Source organism: Arsenicitalea aurantiaca (genome assembly GCF_003994485.1).
GTDB classification, from domain to species: Bacteria; Pseudomonadota; Alphaproteobacteria; order Rhizobiales; family Devosiaceae; genus Arsenicitalea; species Arsenicitalea aurantiaca.
In genome coordinates this window covers 387294-404218 of the sequence record NZ_RZNJ01000002.1, presented here as the reverse complement: position 1 = coordinate 404218, position 16925 = coordinate 387294, and the positions used below count along the sequence as shown (strand labels likewise).

Annotated in this window: 16 protein-coding genes; 9 read left to right on the top strand and 7 right to left on the bottom strand. The window is 65.4% G+C overall.

What is annotated here, in order from left to right:
- Together secD and yajC are read right to left on the bottom strand one after the other, a co-directional pair.
- Window positions 1-2550, bottom strand: coding sequence for a protein translocase subunit SecD (gene secD, locus EMQ25_RS06335; protein ID WP_127187714.1), 2550 nt, complete (start codon window positions 2548-2550; stop codon window positions 1-3).
- Window positions 2551-2798: 248 nt separating this feature from the next.
- Window positions 2799-3140, bottom strand: a complete 342-nt coding sequence (gene yajC, locus EMQ25_RS06330; RefSeq protein WP_127187713.1) for a preprotein translocase subunit YajC — start codon at window positions 3138-3140, stop codon at window positions 2799-2801.
- A 191-nt stretch (window positions 3141-3331) separates the two neighbouring features.
- Between yajC and EMQ25_RS06325 the strand changes: the two genes are divergently transcribed.
- On the top strand, window positions 3332-4210 hold the full coding sequence (locus EMQ25_RS06325; RefSeq protein WP_204569908.1) for an ATP-binding protein: 879 nt from the start codon (window positions 3332-3334) through the stop codon (window positions 4208-4210).
- Window positions 4211-4240: 30 nt separating this feature from the next.
- Here the strand turns inward: EMQ25_RS06325 and EMQ25_RS06320 are convergent, their stop codons facing one another.
- The 4 genes from EMQ25_RS06320 to tpiA all read right to left on the bottom strand — a co-directional run bounded on the left by EMQ25_RS06320 (window position 4241) and on the right by tpiA (window position 7520).
- The gene (locus EMQ25_RS06320; RefSeq protein WP_127187712.1) at window positions 4241-4429 is read right to left on the bottom strand and encodes a DUF4169 family protein; all 189 of its coding nucleotides are present in this window, start codon (window positions 4427-4429) and stop codon (window positions 4241-4243) included.
- An 11-nt stretch (window positions 4430-4440) separates the two neighbouring features.
- Complete coding sequence (locus EMQ25_RS06315) at window positions 4441-6069, bottom strand: CTP synthase (protein ID WP_127187711.1); 1629 nt, start codon at window positions 6067-6069, stop codon at window positions 4441-4443.
- A gap of 114 nt (window positions 6070-6183) precedes the next feature.
- Window positions 6184-6699 (bottom strand): preprotein translocase subunit SecG, encoded by a 516-nt coding sequence (gene secG / locus EMQ25_RS06310; protein WP_127187710.1) that lies wholly within the window; start codon window positions 6697-6699, stop codon window positions 6184-6186.
- 65 nt (window positions 6700-6764) lie between these two features.
- The gene (tpiA, locus tag EMQ25_RS06305) at window positions 6765-7520 is read right to left on the bottom strand and encodes a triose-phosphate isomerase (RefSeq protein WP_204569905.1); all 756 of its coding nucleotides are present in this window, start codon (window positions 7518-7520) and stop codon (window positions 6765-6767) included.
- 235 nt (window positions 7521-7755) lie between these two features.
- On the opposite strand from tpiA, the gene EMQ25_RS06300 reads away from it, so the two are divergent.
- From EMQ25_RS06300 to EMQ25_RS06270, 7 genes are read left to right on the top strand one after another with little or no spacing between them, the layout of a single operon-like run.
- Window positions 7756-9633, top strand: a complete 1878-nt coding sequence (locus tag EMQ25_RS06300) for a peptidylprolyl isomerase (RefSeq protein WP_158625984.1) — start codon at window positions 7756-7758, stop codon at window positions 9631-9633.
- A gap of 2 nt (window positions 9634-9635) precedes the next feature.
- Complete coding sequence (gene trpE / locus EMQ25_RS06295; protein ID WP_425290227.1) at window positions 9636-11174, top strand: anthranilate synthase component I; 1539 nt, start codon at window positions 9636-9638, stop codon at window positions 11172-11174.
- The gene (locus EMQ25_RS06290) at window positions 11171-11764 is read left to right on the top strand and encodes an anthranilate synthase component II (protein WP_127187708.1); all 594 of its coding nucleotides are present in this window, start codon (window positions 11171-11173) and stop codon (window positions 11762-11764) included. Before trpE ends, EMQ25_RS06290 begins: the two co-directional genes overlap by 4 nt.
- On the top strand, window positions 11761-12774 hold the full coding sequence (gene trpD, locus EMQ25_RS06285; RefSeq protein ID WP_127187707.1) for an anthranilate phosphoribosyltransferase: 1014 nt from the start codon (window positions 11761-11763) through the stop codon (window positions 12772-12774). Before EMQ25_RS06290 ends, trpD begins: the two co-directional genes overlap by 4 nt.
- An 11-nt stretch (window positions 12775-12785) precedes the next feature.
- Window positions 12786-13595 (top strand): indole-3-glycerol phosphate synthase TrpC, encoded by an 810-nt coding sequence (trpC, locus tag EMQ25_RS06280; protein ID WP_127187706.1) that lies wholly within the window; start codon window positions 12786-12788, stop codon window positions 13593-13595.
- Window positions 13595-14083 (top strand): cyclic pyranopterin monophosphate synthase MoaC, encoded by a 489-nt coding sequence (moaC, locus tag EMQ25_RS06275; RefSeq protein WP_127187705.1) that lies wholly within the window; start codon window positions 13595-13597, stop codon window positions 14081-14083. Before trpC ends, moaC begins: the two co-directional genes overlap by 1 nt.
- Complete coding sequence (locus EMQ25_RS06270; RefSeq protein ID WP_127187704.1) at window positions 14080-15288, top strand: molybdopterin molybdotransferase MoeA; 1209 nt, start codon at window positions 14080-14082, stop codon at window positions 15286-15288. Before moaC ends, EMQ25_RS06270 begins: the two co-directional genes overlap by 4 nt.
- Before the next feature lies 1 nt (window position 15289).
- Here EMQ25_RS06270 and EMQ25_RS06265 read toward each other — a convergent pair whose 3' ends face one another.
- A complete protein-coding gene (locus tag EMQ25_RS06265; protein ID WP_158625983.1) occupies window positions 15290-15970 on the bottom strand; it encodes an HAD family hydrolase in 681 nt (226 codons plus the stop codon).
- Window positions 15971-16128: 158 nt separating this feature from the next.
- On the opposite strand from EMQ25_RS06265, the gene lexA reads away from it, so the two are divergent.
- Window positions 16129-16854 carry a transcriptional repressor LexA gene (gene lexA / locus EMQ25_RS06260; protein WP_127187702.1) on the top strand — a complete coding sequence of 242 codons (726 nt, stop codon included), beginning with the start codon at window positions 16129-16131 and terminating at the stop codon, window positions 16852-16854.
- Window positions 16855-16925 lie beyond the last annotated feature (71 nt).

Here is a 16925-nt window from a genome sequence, read left to right as displayed (position 1 = left end):
CTAGACCATGGCGCCGTCGGGACGCTTCTCCTTGGCCTCCTCCTCGATCTCCTCGGGCCGCGCGCGCAGTCCGAGATAGATGAGGATGGGCGCGGCGATGAAGATCGAGGAATAGGTACCGATCACCACGCCGAAGGTCATGGCGATGGTGAAGCTGCGGATCACCTCGCCGCCGAACACCACGAGCGCAAGGAGCGCGAAGAATGTGGTGAGGCCGGTCAGGATCGTCCGCGGCAGGGTCGAGTTGATCGAAACGTCGATCAGCTCGCTCAGCGACATCTTTCGATATTTTCGCATGTACTCGCGGATACGGTCGTAGATCACCACGGTGTCGTTGAGCGAATAACCCACGATGGTCAGGATCGCCGCGATACTCGTCTGATTGAATTCGAGCCCCGCTATGGCGAACAGGCCGATCGTCATGATGATGTCGTGCAGCGTCGAGATCACCGCACCCACGGCGAACTGCCACTCGAAGCGGAACCAGAGATAGACGAGGATACCGAAGAGCGCGACGGCCACGCCGATGACGCCGGTGATGGCCAGCTCGGCCGAGACGGTGGGGCCAACCACTTCGGTGCGCCGCACTTCGTAGCTGTCGCCCAACGCACCCAAAATCTGGGAAACTGCCGCCTGCTGGGCCGTGTCGCCGCCCGGCTGGGTCTCGACGTTGATCAGCACGTCCTCCGGCGAGCCGAAGCCCTGCACCTGGTAGGAGCCGAGATCGAGTTCCCCGAGCGTCGAGCGGATTGCGGCGAGGTCGGCCGGGCCTTCGACGGACTGGATCTCGATCGAGGAACCGCCGCGGAAATCGACACCGAGGTTCAGCCCGTTGATGGCGAACCAGCCCAGCGAGAGAATCGAGGCCGCCACCGAAAGCGCGATGGCATAGCGGCGCCAGGCCATGAAGGGGATCTTCGTGCCGTCGGGGATGAAGCGGACGAACTGCACCTTGAGGGTTTTGGGACGGAACCAGCGATACCACCGCCCGACGATGAAGAGCGTCACGAGATAGGCCGTGAACAGCGTCGTCAGGATGCCGATGGCGAGGGTGACGGCAAAGCCCTGCACGGGGCCGGAGCCGAGGAAGAACAGGACAACCGCCGCGATCAGGGTCGTCAGGTTGGAATCGAGAATGGTGGTCATGGCGCGCTCGAAGCCCGCCTCGATCGAGGAGACGATCGATCTGCCCGCCGCGTACTCCTCGCGTATGCGCTCGTAGATGAGCACGTTGGAATCGACCGCCATGCCGATGGTCAGCACGATGCCGGCGATGCCCGGAAGCGTGAGTGTCGCGCCGAGCATGGAGAGGGCGCCGAGGATCAGCACGACGTTGAGAACCACGGCAATGTTGGCAAAGAGCCCGAACTTGCCATAGGCGAGCAGCATGAACCCGAGCACGGCTAGACCGCCAACGATTCCAGCCAGAACGCCGGCGCTCACGCTGTCTGCACCCAGGCTCGGGCCGATGGAGCGCTCCTCGATCACGTCGAGGCTGGCCGGCAGCGCACCGGCACGCAGCAGGACGGCAAGGTCATTGGCAGTCTCGGTCGTGAAGCTGCCCGAAATCTGACCCGTGCCGCCGGTGATCGCCTGCTGGATGACGGGCGCGGTGATCACCTGGTTGTCGAGCACGATGGCAAAGCGACGGCCGACATTGCGCGAGGTGATTTCGCCGAAGACGATGGCGCCGCGCGTATCGAAGCGGAAGGTCACCACGGGTCGGCTCGACTGCTGGTCGTAGCTCGGCTGCGCGTCGGTCAGCGATTCGCCGCCGAGCGAGACTTCCTCGAAAATGAGCTCGTCCGGGCCGTCCATCGAGGGCAGGATCATCGTCCCCGGCGGCAGCCCCTGGGCCTGCGCCTGTGCGGCGGTCATCGAGGGATGAACCATGTGGAAGGTCAGGCGCGCCGTCTGCGAGATCAGGTCCTTGAGGCGCTCGGAATCGCCGAAGCCCGGCACCTGGACGAGCACGCGATCGGTGCCCTGGCGCTGGATCGCCGGCTCAGTCGTGCCGACTTCGTCGATACGGCGGCGGATCACCTCGATCGACTGCGCGACGAGGGCGGACATGCGCTCCTCGATGCCGTCTGGCGTGAGGGCGACGCGCAGACGTCCGTCGGCGGCCTCGCTGAAGGCGAGTTCGTTGGTGCCGGCGCCGGCAAAGAGCGCGCTGGCGATCTGATTCTGCAGCGTCTGGAGCGCCGCATTGGCCGCGTCGCGCTGGGCAGGGTCGGTCAGTTCGACAAGGATGCCGTTGCCCGACGGGTCGTTGGTGATGATGTTGCCGATGCCGTTCTGGTTGGCCAGAACGTTCCGGGCGTCACGCCGAAGGTCGGTCAGCCGCTGGGCCACGATCTGGTCGCGATTGACCTGCAGCAGCAGGTGCGATCCGCCCTGCAGGTCGAGACCGAGCGTGATCTCCTGATTGGGCATCCAGTCGGGAAGCGATGCGCGCGTGTCTTCATTCAGGAAGTTGGGCAGTAGGAAAGCCAGTCCCAACAGGGCAACGATGAAGATGATTGCCGTGCGCAGCCGCGAAAATTGCATGTCGTGTCAGTCCTGAAAGCCGCGGTCGCCCCTCGGGGCCGGCCCGGTGTGCCTGTCAAATGACGAATAGGGGCGCGCATGGGCTCCCCGTATCCAGATCGACCCCAGATGGTGAGGCGCGGCACAAATTGCCAGCGCTTCCGGAACGAGGAGGTCGAGGCGGGCCGCATGCGCGCAAAACCCGCCCCCATTATGTCGAAAACCCGACCCCGGCTTCACGCTTGCGGGATCGGGCCTTGGTCTGCCGGTCAGGCCGGCTTGTTGTCGTTGACCGGTTCGGCCTTGCTGCGCACGTCCGCAACCATGTGCCGGACGATCTTGACGCGCGTGCCCTGGGCGATCTCGACTTCGAGATCCTCGCCATCCACGGCCTTGATGACCTTGCCCACGATGCCACCGCTGGTGACCACCGTATCCCCGCGCCGGATGGCCGACAGCATGGCCTGCTGGGCCTTGAGGCGCTTCTGCTGCGGGCGGAAGATCAGCAGCCAGAAGATGAGGATAAGCAGCAGGATGGGGATCAGCGAGGTGAAGATTTCCGCTGCTCCGCCACCACCGGCGGCTTGTGCATAGGCAGGGGTAACGAACATTGAGAACTCCTTGGCGTCCAGGTTGGCTGTCGCTTGTCAAAAGGCCGCCGGTAATTCCATATTGGCGGCCAATCCGGCAATGGGCATACCCACCCGGCACGAAATCGCGCGGACTATACAAGTGCGCCTTGGCGATTGCAAAGCCAATCAGGGCGCCGTCACCCGCCGAATCCCGGAGGATTTTCCGACAAGTGAACACCGAAGACCAGCTCGCGCGGATCGCGGATTCGCTCGACCGCATCGCCCTGTCCCTGCAACACGCCCTGCCTGCCCGGCCCGCGTCCGAACCGGACCTCGGCGAGGCCGACGCCTATCACTGGGAAGCGGCCGAAGGCCGGCTTCTGCCGGTGAAAAAAGTGTCGCGCGTGCCGCTCGATCTCCTCAAGGGCATCAGCGATGTGAGCAGCATCCTGCTCGACAACACGCTGCAGTTCGCCCGCGGCCACGGCGCCAACAATGCGCTCCTCTGGGGCGCGCGGGGCATGGGCAAGAGCTCGCTGGTCAAGGCCGTGCACGCCCATATCGGTGCCCTCGACGAGCCCGGGCTCAAACGGCTCATCCTCATCGAGATTGCGCGCGAGGATATCGAATCGCTTCCGGTGCTGATGCGCCGCATCGGGCAGGACGAGGCCCGCTTCATCATCTTTTGCGACGATCTGAGCTTCGACCGCGACGAGACGAGCTACAAGGCGCTGAAAACGATTCTCGATGGCGGGCTCGAGGGCCGACCGGACAACGTGCTCCTTTACGCGACGTCCAACCGGCGCCACCTCATGCCGCGCGACATGATCGAGAACGAACGCGCCACCGCGATCAACCCGGGCGAAGCCGTGGAGGAAAAGGTCTCCCTTTCGGATCGCTTCGGGCTCTGGCTCGGCTTCCACAATTGTGACCAGCCGACCTATCTCGCCATGGTGCGTGGCTATTGCGACGCTTACGGAATGGAGATCGACGACGAGACCCTGCGGGCCCGCGCCATCGAGTGGTCCGCCACCCGTGGCGCCCGCTCCGGCCGCGTTGCAATCCAGCTCGTGCGCCAGCTCGCCGGTGAAATGGGCAAGGCCGTCTGACCATGGCCCGCTGAATGGCGAAGGGGGCCTCTAGGCCCCCTCCCCGTCCTCGCGCCGGTGGCCATCGAGCCTGCGCCCGGCAAGCTTCGCCTCGGCTTCGGTCTTTTCCCGCTCGGCCTTGCTGCGCCCGAACAGTACCCGGTTCTGGGCGGCCGCCTCGTCCTTATCGGCCCGCGCCTTGCGCTTCCTCGCCATCCGCAGGTTGACGATCTCGGCCATCGAAGGCGCCCCTAGACCAGTCGGCTCTGCTCGACCGCCGCCGCGATGAACGAGGCAAAAAGCGGGTGCGGCTCGAAGGGCTTGGACTTCAGCTCGGGGTGGAACTGCACGCCGATGAACCAGGGATGGTCGGTGCGTTCGACGATCTCGGGCAGCTTGCCGTCGGGCGACACGCCCGAGAAGAAGAGCCCGTTCTTTTCGAGCACCTTGCGGTACTCCATGTTCACCTCATAGCGGTGCCTGTGGCGCTCGGAGATGTGGGTCGTCCCGTAAATGTCGGCCACCCGGCTGCCCCGCCGCAGCTGGGCGGGATAGGCGCCGAGCCGCATCGTGCCGCCCAGATCGGTGTCCGTGCGGCGCGTCTGGGTCTGGTTGTCCTTCACCCATTCGGTCATCAGCCCGACGATCGGCTCACGGGTCGGGCCGAATTCGGTGGAGCTGGCGCTCTTGATGCCAGCTGTGTTCCGCGCCGCCTCGATGCACGCCATCTGCATGCCGAAGCAGATGCCGAAATAGGGCACGCTGCGCAGCCGCGCGAAGCGGGCCGCCTGGATCTTGCCGTCCGAGCCGCGCTCCCCGAACCCGCCGGGCACGAGGATGCCGTCGATGTGCTCGAGATAGGGCGCCGGGTCGTCGCGCTCGAAAATCTCGCTGTCGATCCAGTTGATGTTGACCTTCACCCGGTTGGCGATCCCGCCATGGGTCAGGGCTTCCGAGAGCGATTTGTAGGCGTCCTTGAGGCCGGTATACTTGCCCACGATGGCGATGTTGACCTCGCCTTCGGGGTTGTGGAGCCGCGCCGAAACCTCGCGCCACGCATCGAGCTTCGGCTCGGGCGCATCGGTGATGCCGAACGCGGCGAGGATCTCGCGATCGAGCCCTTCTTCGTGATAGGCGAGCGGCACGTCGTAGATCGAGGCGACGTCGAGCCCCTGGATCACGGCGCTCTCGCGCACGTTGCAAAAGAGCGAGAGCTTCTTCTTCTCGCCTTCCGGGATCGGCCGGTCGCAGCGCACGAGCAGCACGTCGGGCGCGATGCCGATGGAGCGCAGCTCCTTGACCGAGTGCTGGGTCGGCTTGGTCTTCAGTTCGCCCGCGCTCGGAATGTAGGGCATCAGCGTCAGGTGCAGATAGCACGCATGCCCGCGCGGCAGGTCGTTGCCGAGCTGGCGGATCGCCTCGAAGAAGGGCAGCCCCTCGATGTCGCCCACCGTGCCGCCGATCTCGACCAGCACGAAGTCGAACTCTTCATTGCCCTCGACCACGAATTCCTTGATCGCGTCGGTGACGTGGGGAATGACCTGCACAGTCGCGCCGAGATAATCGCCGCGCCGCTCCTTGGCGAGAATGTCCGAATAGAGCCGCCCGGTGGTGATGTTGTCGCGCCGATTGGCCGCGCGGCCGGTGAAGCGTTCGTAGTGGCCGAGGTCGAGATCGGTCTCGGCCCCGTCATCGGTGACGAAGACCTCGCCATGCTGGGTTGGCGACATGGTGCCGGGATCGACATTGAGATAGGGGTCGAGCTTGCGCAGGCGGACCTTGTATCCGCGCGCCTGCAGCACGGCGCCGAGCGCGGCCGAAGCCAGCCCCTTGCCCAATGAGGACACCACGCCTCCGGTGATGAAAACGTACCGAGCCATGGAACTTGACCTTATGGGTTCGTAACTCTGATTCGGAAGCGTCCTCGAAACGCTCCCCACAAAAGAAGAAGGGGATGTCGCCATCCCCTCCCCGGTATCTCGTGTGCCGCCGCCTCAGTTGGCGGGCGCGGCGGGTGCGATGCTGTTCGCAGGCGCCGCAGGTGCGGCGGGCGCCGTTGCCGGAGCCGCATCGACCGGAGCTGCCGGTGCCGCATCGACGGGCGCCGATGGCGTCGTCGGCACGGCGAGGCCGGGATCGGATGCCGGTGCGGCAGGGGCAGCAGGCGCAGCAGGCGTTGCCGGCGTGTCGCCCTGGAGCTGGTTGAGCGCATCGAGCACGGTCGTGGGCGCAACGGCACCCGCGCCGACCCCGTCCGCCGCGCGATCGAGGATCGACTGCGTGCTGCGGTCGAGTTCGGCAAGAATGGTGAGCCCGATCGCGGTCGCGAAGAACAGCGTCGCAAGCACTGCCGTCGTCCGCGTCATCAGGTTGGCAGACCCGCGGGCCGTCATCATGCCACCGGCATTGCCGCCCATGCCGAGCCCGCCGCCTTCCGAACGCTGCAGCAGGATCACTGCAATCAGCGCCAGGACGATCAGCAAATACGCAACAATCAGGACGTTGGCCATCTCAACTCGGTCTTCCAGTTTTGGATTTGCGGGCCTTCTACAACCACGAACCCGCGATTGCCAGCCTAAACCGAGCAGATAATGGCATAGAAGTCTTTCGCCAAGAGGCTGGCTCCACCGACGAGCCCGCCATCGACATTGTCGATCATCAGGATCTCGCGCGCGTTGATCGGTTTCATCGAGCCCCCGTAGAGGAGCCGGATCGCCGCCCCGCGGTCCCCGAAGCGCTCGACGAGCCTCGCGCGCAGGGCGCCGTGCATCTGGCCGATCTCCTCGTTCGTCGGCGTGCGACCGGTGCCGATGGCCCAGACCGGCTCATAGGCGATGACCACCTCGTGTGAGGCCGCCTCGTCGGGCACCGAGGCTGCCAGCTGGGCGCCGACCACGGCCTCGGCTTGCCCCGCATCGCGTTCGGCCTCGGTTTCCCCCACGCAGATGATCGGGGTCAGCCCAGCCGCGAGCGCCGCCACTGCCTTGCGGCGCACCAGATCGTCCGTCTCGCCATGGTCGGCGCGGCGCTCGGAGTGCCCGACGATCACGAACTGCGCGCCCGCATCGGCCAGCATGGCGGCCGAAATGTCCCCGGTGTGCGCCCCGTTCTGCGCCACGTGGCAATCCTGTCCGCCCGTCAAAATTCCGCTCAGGGCGCCCTGGTCGGCCATCTGGGACAGAAGCGTTGCCGGCGGGCAGATCGCCACGATGCAGCGCGGCGGCTCCCCGGTCGTCAGCAGGCTCGCGAGATCGGCGAATTCACCGAGCGATGCGCCCAGCCCGTTCATCTTCCAGTTTCCAACGATCAGCGGCGTCATGCGTGCACTCACCTCTTCGGTCTCCTACTTGCTTTGAACCGGACTTTGCCATAACCCCCGCCATGGGGCAGGTTCCGGAGCCTGTCCAGCGCGCCGGTGGGTTTCAAGCCGAAACGCCCGACGCATAGAAAAAGTCGAACCCCATCGCGCACCGGCCGGGGAATTCCGGTTTCCCCGCTTGTGCACAATGCTAGTATCGGCCGGCCGGCCATTCGGCCAGCCCTTCATACGCCTGGAACCAGACGACATGCTCGACAGCCTGCGCGCCTTCGGCCGGACCTGGCCCGCCAAGATCTTCCTCGGCATCCTCGTCATGAGCTTTGCCCTGTTCGGGATATCCAATGTGATCTTCGACCTGGGGTCCAATACAGTGGCCCGCGTGGGAGAGGAAGACATCAGCGCGCGCGAGTTCCAGCGTGGCTACCAGGCGCAGATCAACGCCTTCTCCCAGCAGACCGGCATGGTCCCCACCCCGCAGGATGCGGTCGCGATGGGCATTCCGACCGTCGTGCTGAACCGGCTTGCGGCGGACGCTGCGATCAACCGGCTCGGCGCCGATTTCGGGCTTGGCGTCTCCGAGGACAGGCTCGCCCAGCTCGTGCGGCAGGATCCCTCCTTCGGCGGCACGCTCGGCGGCTTCGATCGCGCCAATTTCGTGCGCGTCCTGCAGGCCAATGGCTTCACCGAAGCTGAATATTTCCAGCTCCAGCGCAATGCGGCGCGCCGCCAGCAGCTGTCGCTCGGCCTCTTCGGGGGTACGCCTGTCTCGACCACGGCGCAGGAGCTGGTGAACCGCTACACGGGCGACAGACGCAGCATCGACTACATCGTCCTCAACCAGGCCAACACCATGCCGGTCGAGGAACCGACCGAGGAGGCCCTGCAGGCCTATCTCGAGGAGAACCAGGCCAGCTTCCGCGCCCCGGAGACCCGCAACGTCAAGATCATCTCCTTCTCGCCCCAGACCCTGGCCGAGAACATGGAGGTGTCCGACGCCGAGATCGAGGCGGAATACGAGCGCACCCGTCAGAACTACGTCCGGCCCGAACGCCGCACCCTCCAGCAGGTGGTGCTCTCCACTCCCGAACTCGTCTCGCGCTTCGAGGCGGGCCTCGAGGCGGGCGAGAGCTTTGAGGATCTCGTCGCCGAAGCGGGCGTCACGCCCAGCCAGCTCGGCACCCTCGCCCGCACCCAGGTGACCGACAACAATCTCGGCAACGCCGCCTTCGGCCTCGAAGAGGGCGCGTTCGCGATCATCCCCGGCATTGGCGGCCGCCGTGCCGTGCACGTCTCGGCCATCGAGGGTGGCGGGGAAACCCCGCTCGCCGAAGTCCGCGACCGGGTCGCCGAAAGCGTCGCGCTTGCGAATGCGCGCGCCGGCTACATCGAGACGCTCGACCAGATCGAGGAGCTGCGCGCCTCCTTCCAGCCCATCGAAACGATCGCCGAGCGCTTCGGGCTCACCCTTCACGAAGTCGGGGTAACCGCTGCGGGCGGCGAACTCTCCGTCCTCAGCGATCTCGATGCCGAGAGCCGCCAGCGGATCGCGACGCAGATCTTCTCGACCGCAGAGGATGCCCCTCTCGCCCCGACGATTTCACTCGGCGCGAACAACAACGTCTTCTTCGAGCTCGATTCCGTCGAGCCTGCGCGCGATCTCGCTCTCGACGAGGTGCGCGACCAGGTGGTTGCCGCCTGGACTGCGCGCGAAACCGATCTCGCGCTTCAGGAGCAGGTGCAGACCCTCGTCGCCGATCTCGAGGCCGGAGAGGACTTCTTCGAGGTCGGGATGCAGGTCAACCAGTTCCCAACCCTCTCCCAGCCGCTGAGCCGCGCCGGTGATGGCACGCAGGTGCTTGACGGCGCCGTCGCCGAAGCCGCTTTCGGCGGGGGCGTCGGCCATGTCGGCTCGGCCGTCAACGGCGCCGGCGACTATGTCGTCTTCCGCGTCGTCGAGATCACGCCGGCCCAGTCCGAGCCGGCCCCGGAAACCCGCGAGTTCGTGACCGAGGCGCTGCGCGACAGCCTTTATCTCGATTTTGTCGCCGGTCTTCGGGACGAAGCAGGCCTCAGGATCAACCAGTCGGCCCTCAACCAGCTTCTCGCGGCTGACGAGGCGCTCTGAGCATGAATGCGGTGGACATGTCGGTAAAAGGTCCTGAGCACGATCCCTTCGAAGACTTCGCCGCAGGTTATGCGGCGGGGCGCTCGCAGATCGTCTTCCGGCGCATCGTGGCCGACCTCGAAACCCCGATCGGCACCTATCTGAAGCTGGCCGAGGGCCGTCGCAACACCTTCCTGCTCGAATCGGTGCAGGGCGGATCGGTGCGCGGGCGCTATTCGATCATCGGGCTCGAGCCCGACGTGATCCTGAAGGTCGAGGGGGGCGTGGCCTCCATCAATCGACACGCCGCATGGCGGGACGACAGCTATGAAGCGCTGGACGCAGCCCCGCTCGACGCGCTCCGCGCTCTCGTCGCCGAATCCCGCATCGACATGCCCGACGGCTTGCCGCCGCAATCGGCGGGCGTTTACGGCTATCTCGGCTACGAGATGGTCAGGTACATGGAGACCCTGCCCGACACGCAGGATGAAGGTCTCGGCTTTCCCGAAGCGATCCTGATCCGCCCTACCCTGCTCGCCATTTTCGACACGCTCAAGGACGAGCTCTATCTCACCGCCCCGGTCTATGTCCGGGACGGGATCGGCGCCCGCCAGGCTTATGAAAGCGCGCTCCTGAGGATCGACGATGCCGTTGCCCGGCTCGGCCGCACCCTGCCCTACAGCGCCGCGGACGCGGATCTCTCGGGTCTGTCGGTGCGCTCCAACACGAGCCCGGCCGATTATGCGGCAATGGTCGATCGCGCCAAGGCGTACATCGCGGCGGGCGACATCTTCCAGGTGGTGTTGAGCCAGCGTTTCGAGGCCGAGTTCACACTCCCCCCGACGGCGCTCTATCGCGCGCTGCGGCGCACCAATCCCTCGCCCTACATGTACTTCCTCGATTTCGGGGATTTTTCGGTCGCCGGATCGAGCCCGGAAATCCTCGTGCGCGTCCATGAGGGTGAAGTCACCATTCGCCCCATCGCCGGCACACGCCGGCGCGGCGAGACCCCGACGCGGGACCGCGAGCTCGCCGAAGAGCTGATGAGCGACCCCAAGGAGCTTGCCGAGCACCTGATGCTGCTCGATCTCGGCCGCAATGATGTCGGGCGCGTCGCCGAGATCGGATCGGTCCGGGTGACGGACAAGTTCTTCCTCGAATACTATTCGCACGTCATGCACATCGTCTCGAACGTCGTGGGCCGGCTCGATCCGCGCCATGATTTCGTCGATGCGCTGAGCGCAGGCTTCCCGGCCGGCACCGTCTCTGGCGCGCCCAAGGTTCGGGCCATGGAGATCATCGACGAACTCGAGAAGTCCCGTCGCGGCATCTATGGCGGCTGCGTCGGCTATTTCGGCGCAGATGGCACCATGGATACCTGCATCGTGCTGCGCACCGCCATCCTGGCCGATGGCAAGCTCTACGTGCAGGCGGGCGCCGGCATCGTCGCCGACAGCCAGCCCGCGCTCGAGCAGCTCGAATGCGAGAACAAGGCTCGCGCCCTGTTCAGCGCCGCCGAAGAAGCGCTACGCTATGCCGGCGAAGGCAGGATTGGCCAATGAAGACGCTCGTCATCGATAATTACGACAGCTTCACCTACAACCTCGTGCATTTCCTCGGGGAGCTCGGGGCCGAGCCGATCGTTCATCGCAACGACAAGATCACCCTCGAGGACATCGCTGCCCTCGCCCCTGAAGCGATCGTGCTCTCCCCCGGCCCCTGCACCCCGAACGAGGCCGGCATCTGCCTCGACGTGATCGGCCGGTTCGGCGCGGAGATCCCGATGCTCGGGGTGTGCCTCGGCCATCAGGCGATCGGTCAGGCGATGGGCGGCGACGTCATTCGCGCCCCGCACCTCATGCATGGCAAGACCAGTCGCATCCATCACACCGGCCAGGGGATATTTCACGGGCTCAACGATGATTTCGAAGCGACCCGCTATCATTCCCTCATCGTCAGGCAGGAGACCCTGCCCGACGTTCTCGAGGTGACGGCGACGACCGACGGGTTGATCATGGGCATGCAGCACCGGACGCAGCCGGTTCATGGCGTGCAATTCCACCCTGAAAGCATCGCCTCCGAGAACGGCCATGCTATTTTGCGTAATTTCCTGCAAATTGCGCACACTTTTAACGTCGGAAAGGCGGCCTGATGGACATCAAGACCGCCCTCGCAAAGATCGCCTCGCGCCAGGATCTGACCGGCGAGGAAATGCGCGGCGTGATGGATCTGATCATGTCCGGCGGCGCCACGCCGAGCCAGATCGGCGCCTTTCTGATGGGCATGCGCGTCAAGGGCGAGACGGTCGGGGAGATCGCCGCGGCCGTCTCGATCATGCGCGACAAGATGGTGCCCGTGACCGCTCCGGCAGGCGTCATCGACATTGTCGGCACGGGCGGTGACGGGCTTGGAACGCTAAACATTTCAACGGCTTCCGCCTTCGTCGTGGCCGCCGCGGGCGTCCCCGTCGCCAAGCACGGCAACCGGGCACTATCGTCGAAATCGGGCTCCGCCGAGATCCTGCAGGCCCTCGGGATCAAGCTCGATCTCGCCCCCGAGCAGATCGCCAACTGCATCGCCGAAGCCGGCATCGGCTTCATGTTCGCGCCCTCGCACCATCCGGCGATGAAGCATGTCGGGCCGACCCGGGTTGAACTGGGCACCCGCACCATGTTCAACCTCCTCGGTCCCCAGTCCAACCCCGCCGGCGCCCGCCACTACATGCTCGGCGTCTTCGCCCGCGAGTGGGTCGAGCCCGTCGCCGCGGCCCTTCTGGCCAATCGCACGATCTCCGCCTGGGTGGTGCATGGCAGTGACGGTCTCGACGAGATCACCACCACCGGCTCCACCTTCGTCGCCTCCATAAGGGACGGAAATCTCACGAGTTTCGAGATCACGCCCGAGCAGGCGGGCCTGCCGCGCGCGCGCATCGAAGACCTAATCGGCGGTGAGCCGGCGTATAATGCGGAGCGCATGCGAGAGCTTCTGGCGGGTCAGGCGTCCGCCTACCGGGACATTGTCCTGCTCAATTCGGCGGCCGCACTCATTGTCGCCGGAAAGGCAGACGACCTTGCCGGCGGCGTCCGGCTTGCAGCAGACCAGATCGATTCCGGCCGCGCCGCCGAGCGGCTCGATCGTCTCGTCGCCGTGTCCAACAGCTAGACGGAAGATCCATGTCCGACATCCTCACCCGAATCGAAGCCTACAAGCGCGAAGAGATCGCTGCAGCGAAGGCCTTGCGTCCCTGGAACGAGGTCGTCGCCCAGGCCCATGACGCGCCGCCCGTCCGCGGATTTCTCGAAGCGCTGAAGAGCCGTCGCGCCGAAGGGCGTTACGCGCTGATCGCCGAGGTCAAGAAGGCAAGCCCGTCCAAGGGGTTGATCCGCCCCGACTTCGATCCGGCCAACATCGCGCGCGCGTACGAATCCGGCGGCGCGGCCTGTCTTTCGGTGTTGACCGACAACCCCTCATTCCAGGGTGCATCGAGCTACCTGACTGAAGCGCGCGAGGCCACCAGCCTGCCCGTGCTGCGCAAGGATTTCCTCTTCGAGACCTATCAGGTTGCTGAGGCCCGCGCCTGGGGCGCGGACTGCATCCTCATAATCCTCGCCGCCGTTGGCGACGATACCGCGCGCTATCTGATCGACGCGGCTACCGAATGGGGCATGGACGCGCTCGTGGAGGTGCATAACCAGATCGAGCTCGACCGGGCCGTTGCGCTCGACGCCCGCTTCATCGGGATCAACAACCGTAATCTGCGGACATTCGAGACGACGCTCGAGACCTCGGTGAACCTTGCCGTCGGCGTTCCCGCGGGCACCTTCCTCATCTCCGAAAGCGGCATCGCCAGCCACGAGCACATCAAGATGCTCGACAAGCGCGCGGGCATCGGAAGCTTCCTTGTTGGAGAAAGCCTGATGCGCCAGTCGGACGTGACGCGCGCGACGCGCGAACTGCTCGAAGGCGCGAAGGTCGTCGCCTGATGGCCAGCGGGCAGACGCTCACCCATCTCGATGCCAAGGGTCATGCGCGCATGGTCGACGTCGGCGACAAACCGGCAACCCGTCGTCGCGCCGTGGCCGGCGCCCGGATCGAGGCATCACCAGCGACGATCGCGGCCATCGTCGGCGACACGCTCAAAAAGGGCGATGCGCTCGCCGTAGCCCGCATCGCCGGCATCATGGCCGCGAAGAAAACCGCAGACCTCATTCCGCTTTGCCACCCGCTTGCCCTGAGCAAGGTCACGCTAGACATCGTCCCCGAAGATGGCTGCGCTGCGCTCGCGATCACCGCTACGGCTGAAACCACCGGGCCAACGGGCGTCGAGATGGAGGCGCTGACAGCCGCGAGCACCGCCGCTCTGACACTCTATGACATGGCCAAGGCGATGGACCGCGGGATGCGGATCACAGACATCGTCCTGCTCGAAAAATCCGGCGGCGCGTCCGGCGATTATCGGCGGACAGAATGACCCTGCTGCCCGTCGACGAAGCCCTGTCGCGCATTCTCGCCCGCGTTCCCGCGCCTGTTCGGGAAACCGTGGCCCTTGAGGACGCGGCCGGACGCATCCTCGCCGAGCCACTGCTCGCGCGCCACAACCAGCCGCCTTTCGATGCGAGCGCCATGGATGGCTACGCGGTGCGTGCCAGTGACGTCGTGCCGGGCCGGGCGTTGAAGCTGGTCGGTACGGCACAGGCCGGGCAGCGCTTCGTGGGCCTCATGGGTCCCGGACAATGCGTTCGCGTGTTCACAGGAGCGCCGCTGCCGATCGGCGCGGACGCAGTGATCATGCAGGAAGAGGCCGATGCGAACGGCAATGCCATCGCCTTCGCGGAGACCCCGAGCGAGGGGCTCAATATCCGCCCCGCAGGCAATGACTTTCACCGCGGGCAGGCACTGCTCGCGCCGGGCACGCGCCTCACACCTTTCGGTCTTGCGATGGCGGCGGCGGCCAATCAACCCCGCGTCACGGTCACACGCGGCCCACGGATCGCGATGCTCGCGACCGGCGACGAACTCGTCGCCCCCGGAACTTCGCTCGGCCCCGACCAGATCGTCGCCTCAAACAGCTTCGGGCTCGGCGCGATGTTCGCGCCCTACGCCTCGCGCGTGACGGATCTCGGCATTGCGCCGGACAAGCCCCAGGAGATCGAGGCCCGGCTTCTCAAGGCTTTTGACGCCGGGGTGGACGTCGTCGTGACGACCGGGGGCGCCAGCGTCGGCGAGCGCGACTTCATGCGCGAGGTGCTGATCGACCTCGGGGTCTCGCTTGATTTCTGGCGTATCGCCATGCGCCCGGGCAAGCCGTTGATGTTCGGCACGCGCGGCAAGACGCTGGTCTTCGGGCTTCCGGGCAATCCCGTCTCGTCAATGGTGACGGCGACGGTGCTGCTGAAGCCCGCGCTGCGGCAATTGCTCGGCGCCAGCGACGTCCTCGGCCCGCGGCTTCACCTGCCACTTGCCTCCGATCTGGCTGCCAACAGCGCCCGCCGGCATTTCATGCGCGGGACGCTGGTTTCCACGCCCACCGGCTCGGCTGTGGAGCCTATCGCGCAGACCGACAGCGCCCATACCTCTTCTCTCGCCAAGGCCGATCTCCTGATCGTTCAGCCGGAGAACGATCCTGGACGGAGTGCTGGCAGTCTGATCGAGGTGATCCCTCTCGACGCCTGGTAGGTCAGGCCGTCGGGGCCGCCAGTCTCTCGATCACGTCCGGGATATCGCCGAGGTGCCGCACGACCCGGTCGGCATTCCGCCGCATGTTGTCCGGTACCGGGCGCTCCGGGAACGGCCAGTAGGCAACGGCGTAGCATCCTGCCGCTCGGGCGGATCGGAGGCCCGTCGCGCTGTCCTCAACCGCAAGCACGTGACGCGGTGCGAGCCCGAGCCTTTCGGATCCCGTCGTATAGGCCTCCGGGTGAGGCTTGCCGTTCTTGAGGTCATCGAGGCTGATGGTGAAGCGCAGGTGTTCGGCGATCCCGAGCGCCTTCACGTTTGCATCGACGATGGCGCGACCCGAATTCGAAACGCAGGCCTGTAGGATCCCCTTTTGCGTAAGCGCCGCAATGGTCTCGACCGCTCCGGGCTGCGCCAGCAGGCTTTCGATGCCATTGGCGTAATGGGCGCCAATCCGGCCGTTCCACACCTCATAGGCGAGTTCCGCCGGCAGTCGATCGCGCAGTGCGTGGAACACGTCTTCGATGTGCACGCCGATGAAGGCTTCGGCGGAAAGATCGGAAAGATCCACGCCGTGTTCCGCGCAGGCGGCCACGAGCGCCCCGTGATGGAAAGGTTCGCTATCGACAAGCGTGCCGTCGATATCCCAGAGGACGCCGGCGATCTTCAGAGGTGTTTTCATGGCCGTTGCAGAGCAGGAATTGCGATGGCTGTAAAGCAGGGGGGAGCGATCATTGCATTGCGCAAAACCTTCGAGTTGACCGGCACCCTTGCGGAACATAACTGGAACGACTATACATCGTTCAGTCTTTGTTCCGATTCCCGGCCGGGGGGCACGCCATGCTGACGCGCAAGCAACACGAACTGCTGATGTTCATTCACGAGAGGATGAAGGAAGCAGGCATACCTCCATCCTTCGACGAGATGAAGGACGCGCTCGACCTCCGCTCGAAATCGGGCATCCACCGGCTGATAACCGCGCTGGAAGAACGCGGCTTTATCCGGCGGCTGCCCAACCGCGCGCGAGCGCTCGAAGTGATCAAGCTCCCTGATTCGATGAACCCCTCGCTAGGTGGACGCAAGGCCCGGTTCGAGCCGAGCGTGATCGAAGGCAATCTGGGCAAGGCTCCGGCCGCGCCTCAGCGTGCAACGCCTCAGGCGCCCGCCCCCGTCGATAGCGGCCGTCCGGTCATCGTGCCCGTCATGGGGCGGATTGCAGCTGGTACGCCGATCGAAGCCATCCAGGCCCACAGCCACACCATTGCGGTGCCACCCGAAATGCTGGGCGGCGGCGAGCATTTCGCGCTCGAGGTTCGAGGCGATTCCATGGTCGAAGCCGGGATCTTCGATGGCGACACCGTCCTGATCAAGAAGCAGGATACAGCAGGCACGGGCGAGATCGTCGTGGCTCTGGTGGATGATGAAGAGGCGACGCTCAAGAGGTTGCGGCGTAAAGGAAACTCCGTCGCGCTTGAGGCAGCGAACCCGGCTTATGAAACGCGCATCTTCCCGCCCGACAGGGTCAAGGTGCAAGGCCGGCTCGTCGGGCTTCTGCGCAAATACTGAAGTGTCTCCAGTCTCGACGGTGCGGGGCATGGCTCGGTGACATCTCGACGCTGAATTTTTGATCCTCGCTC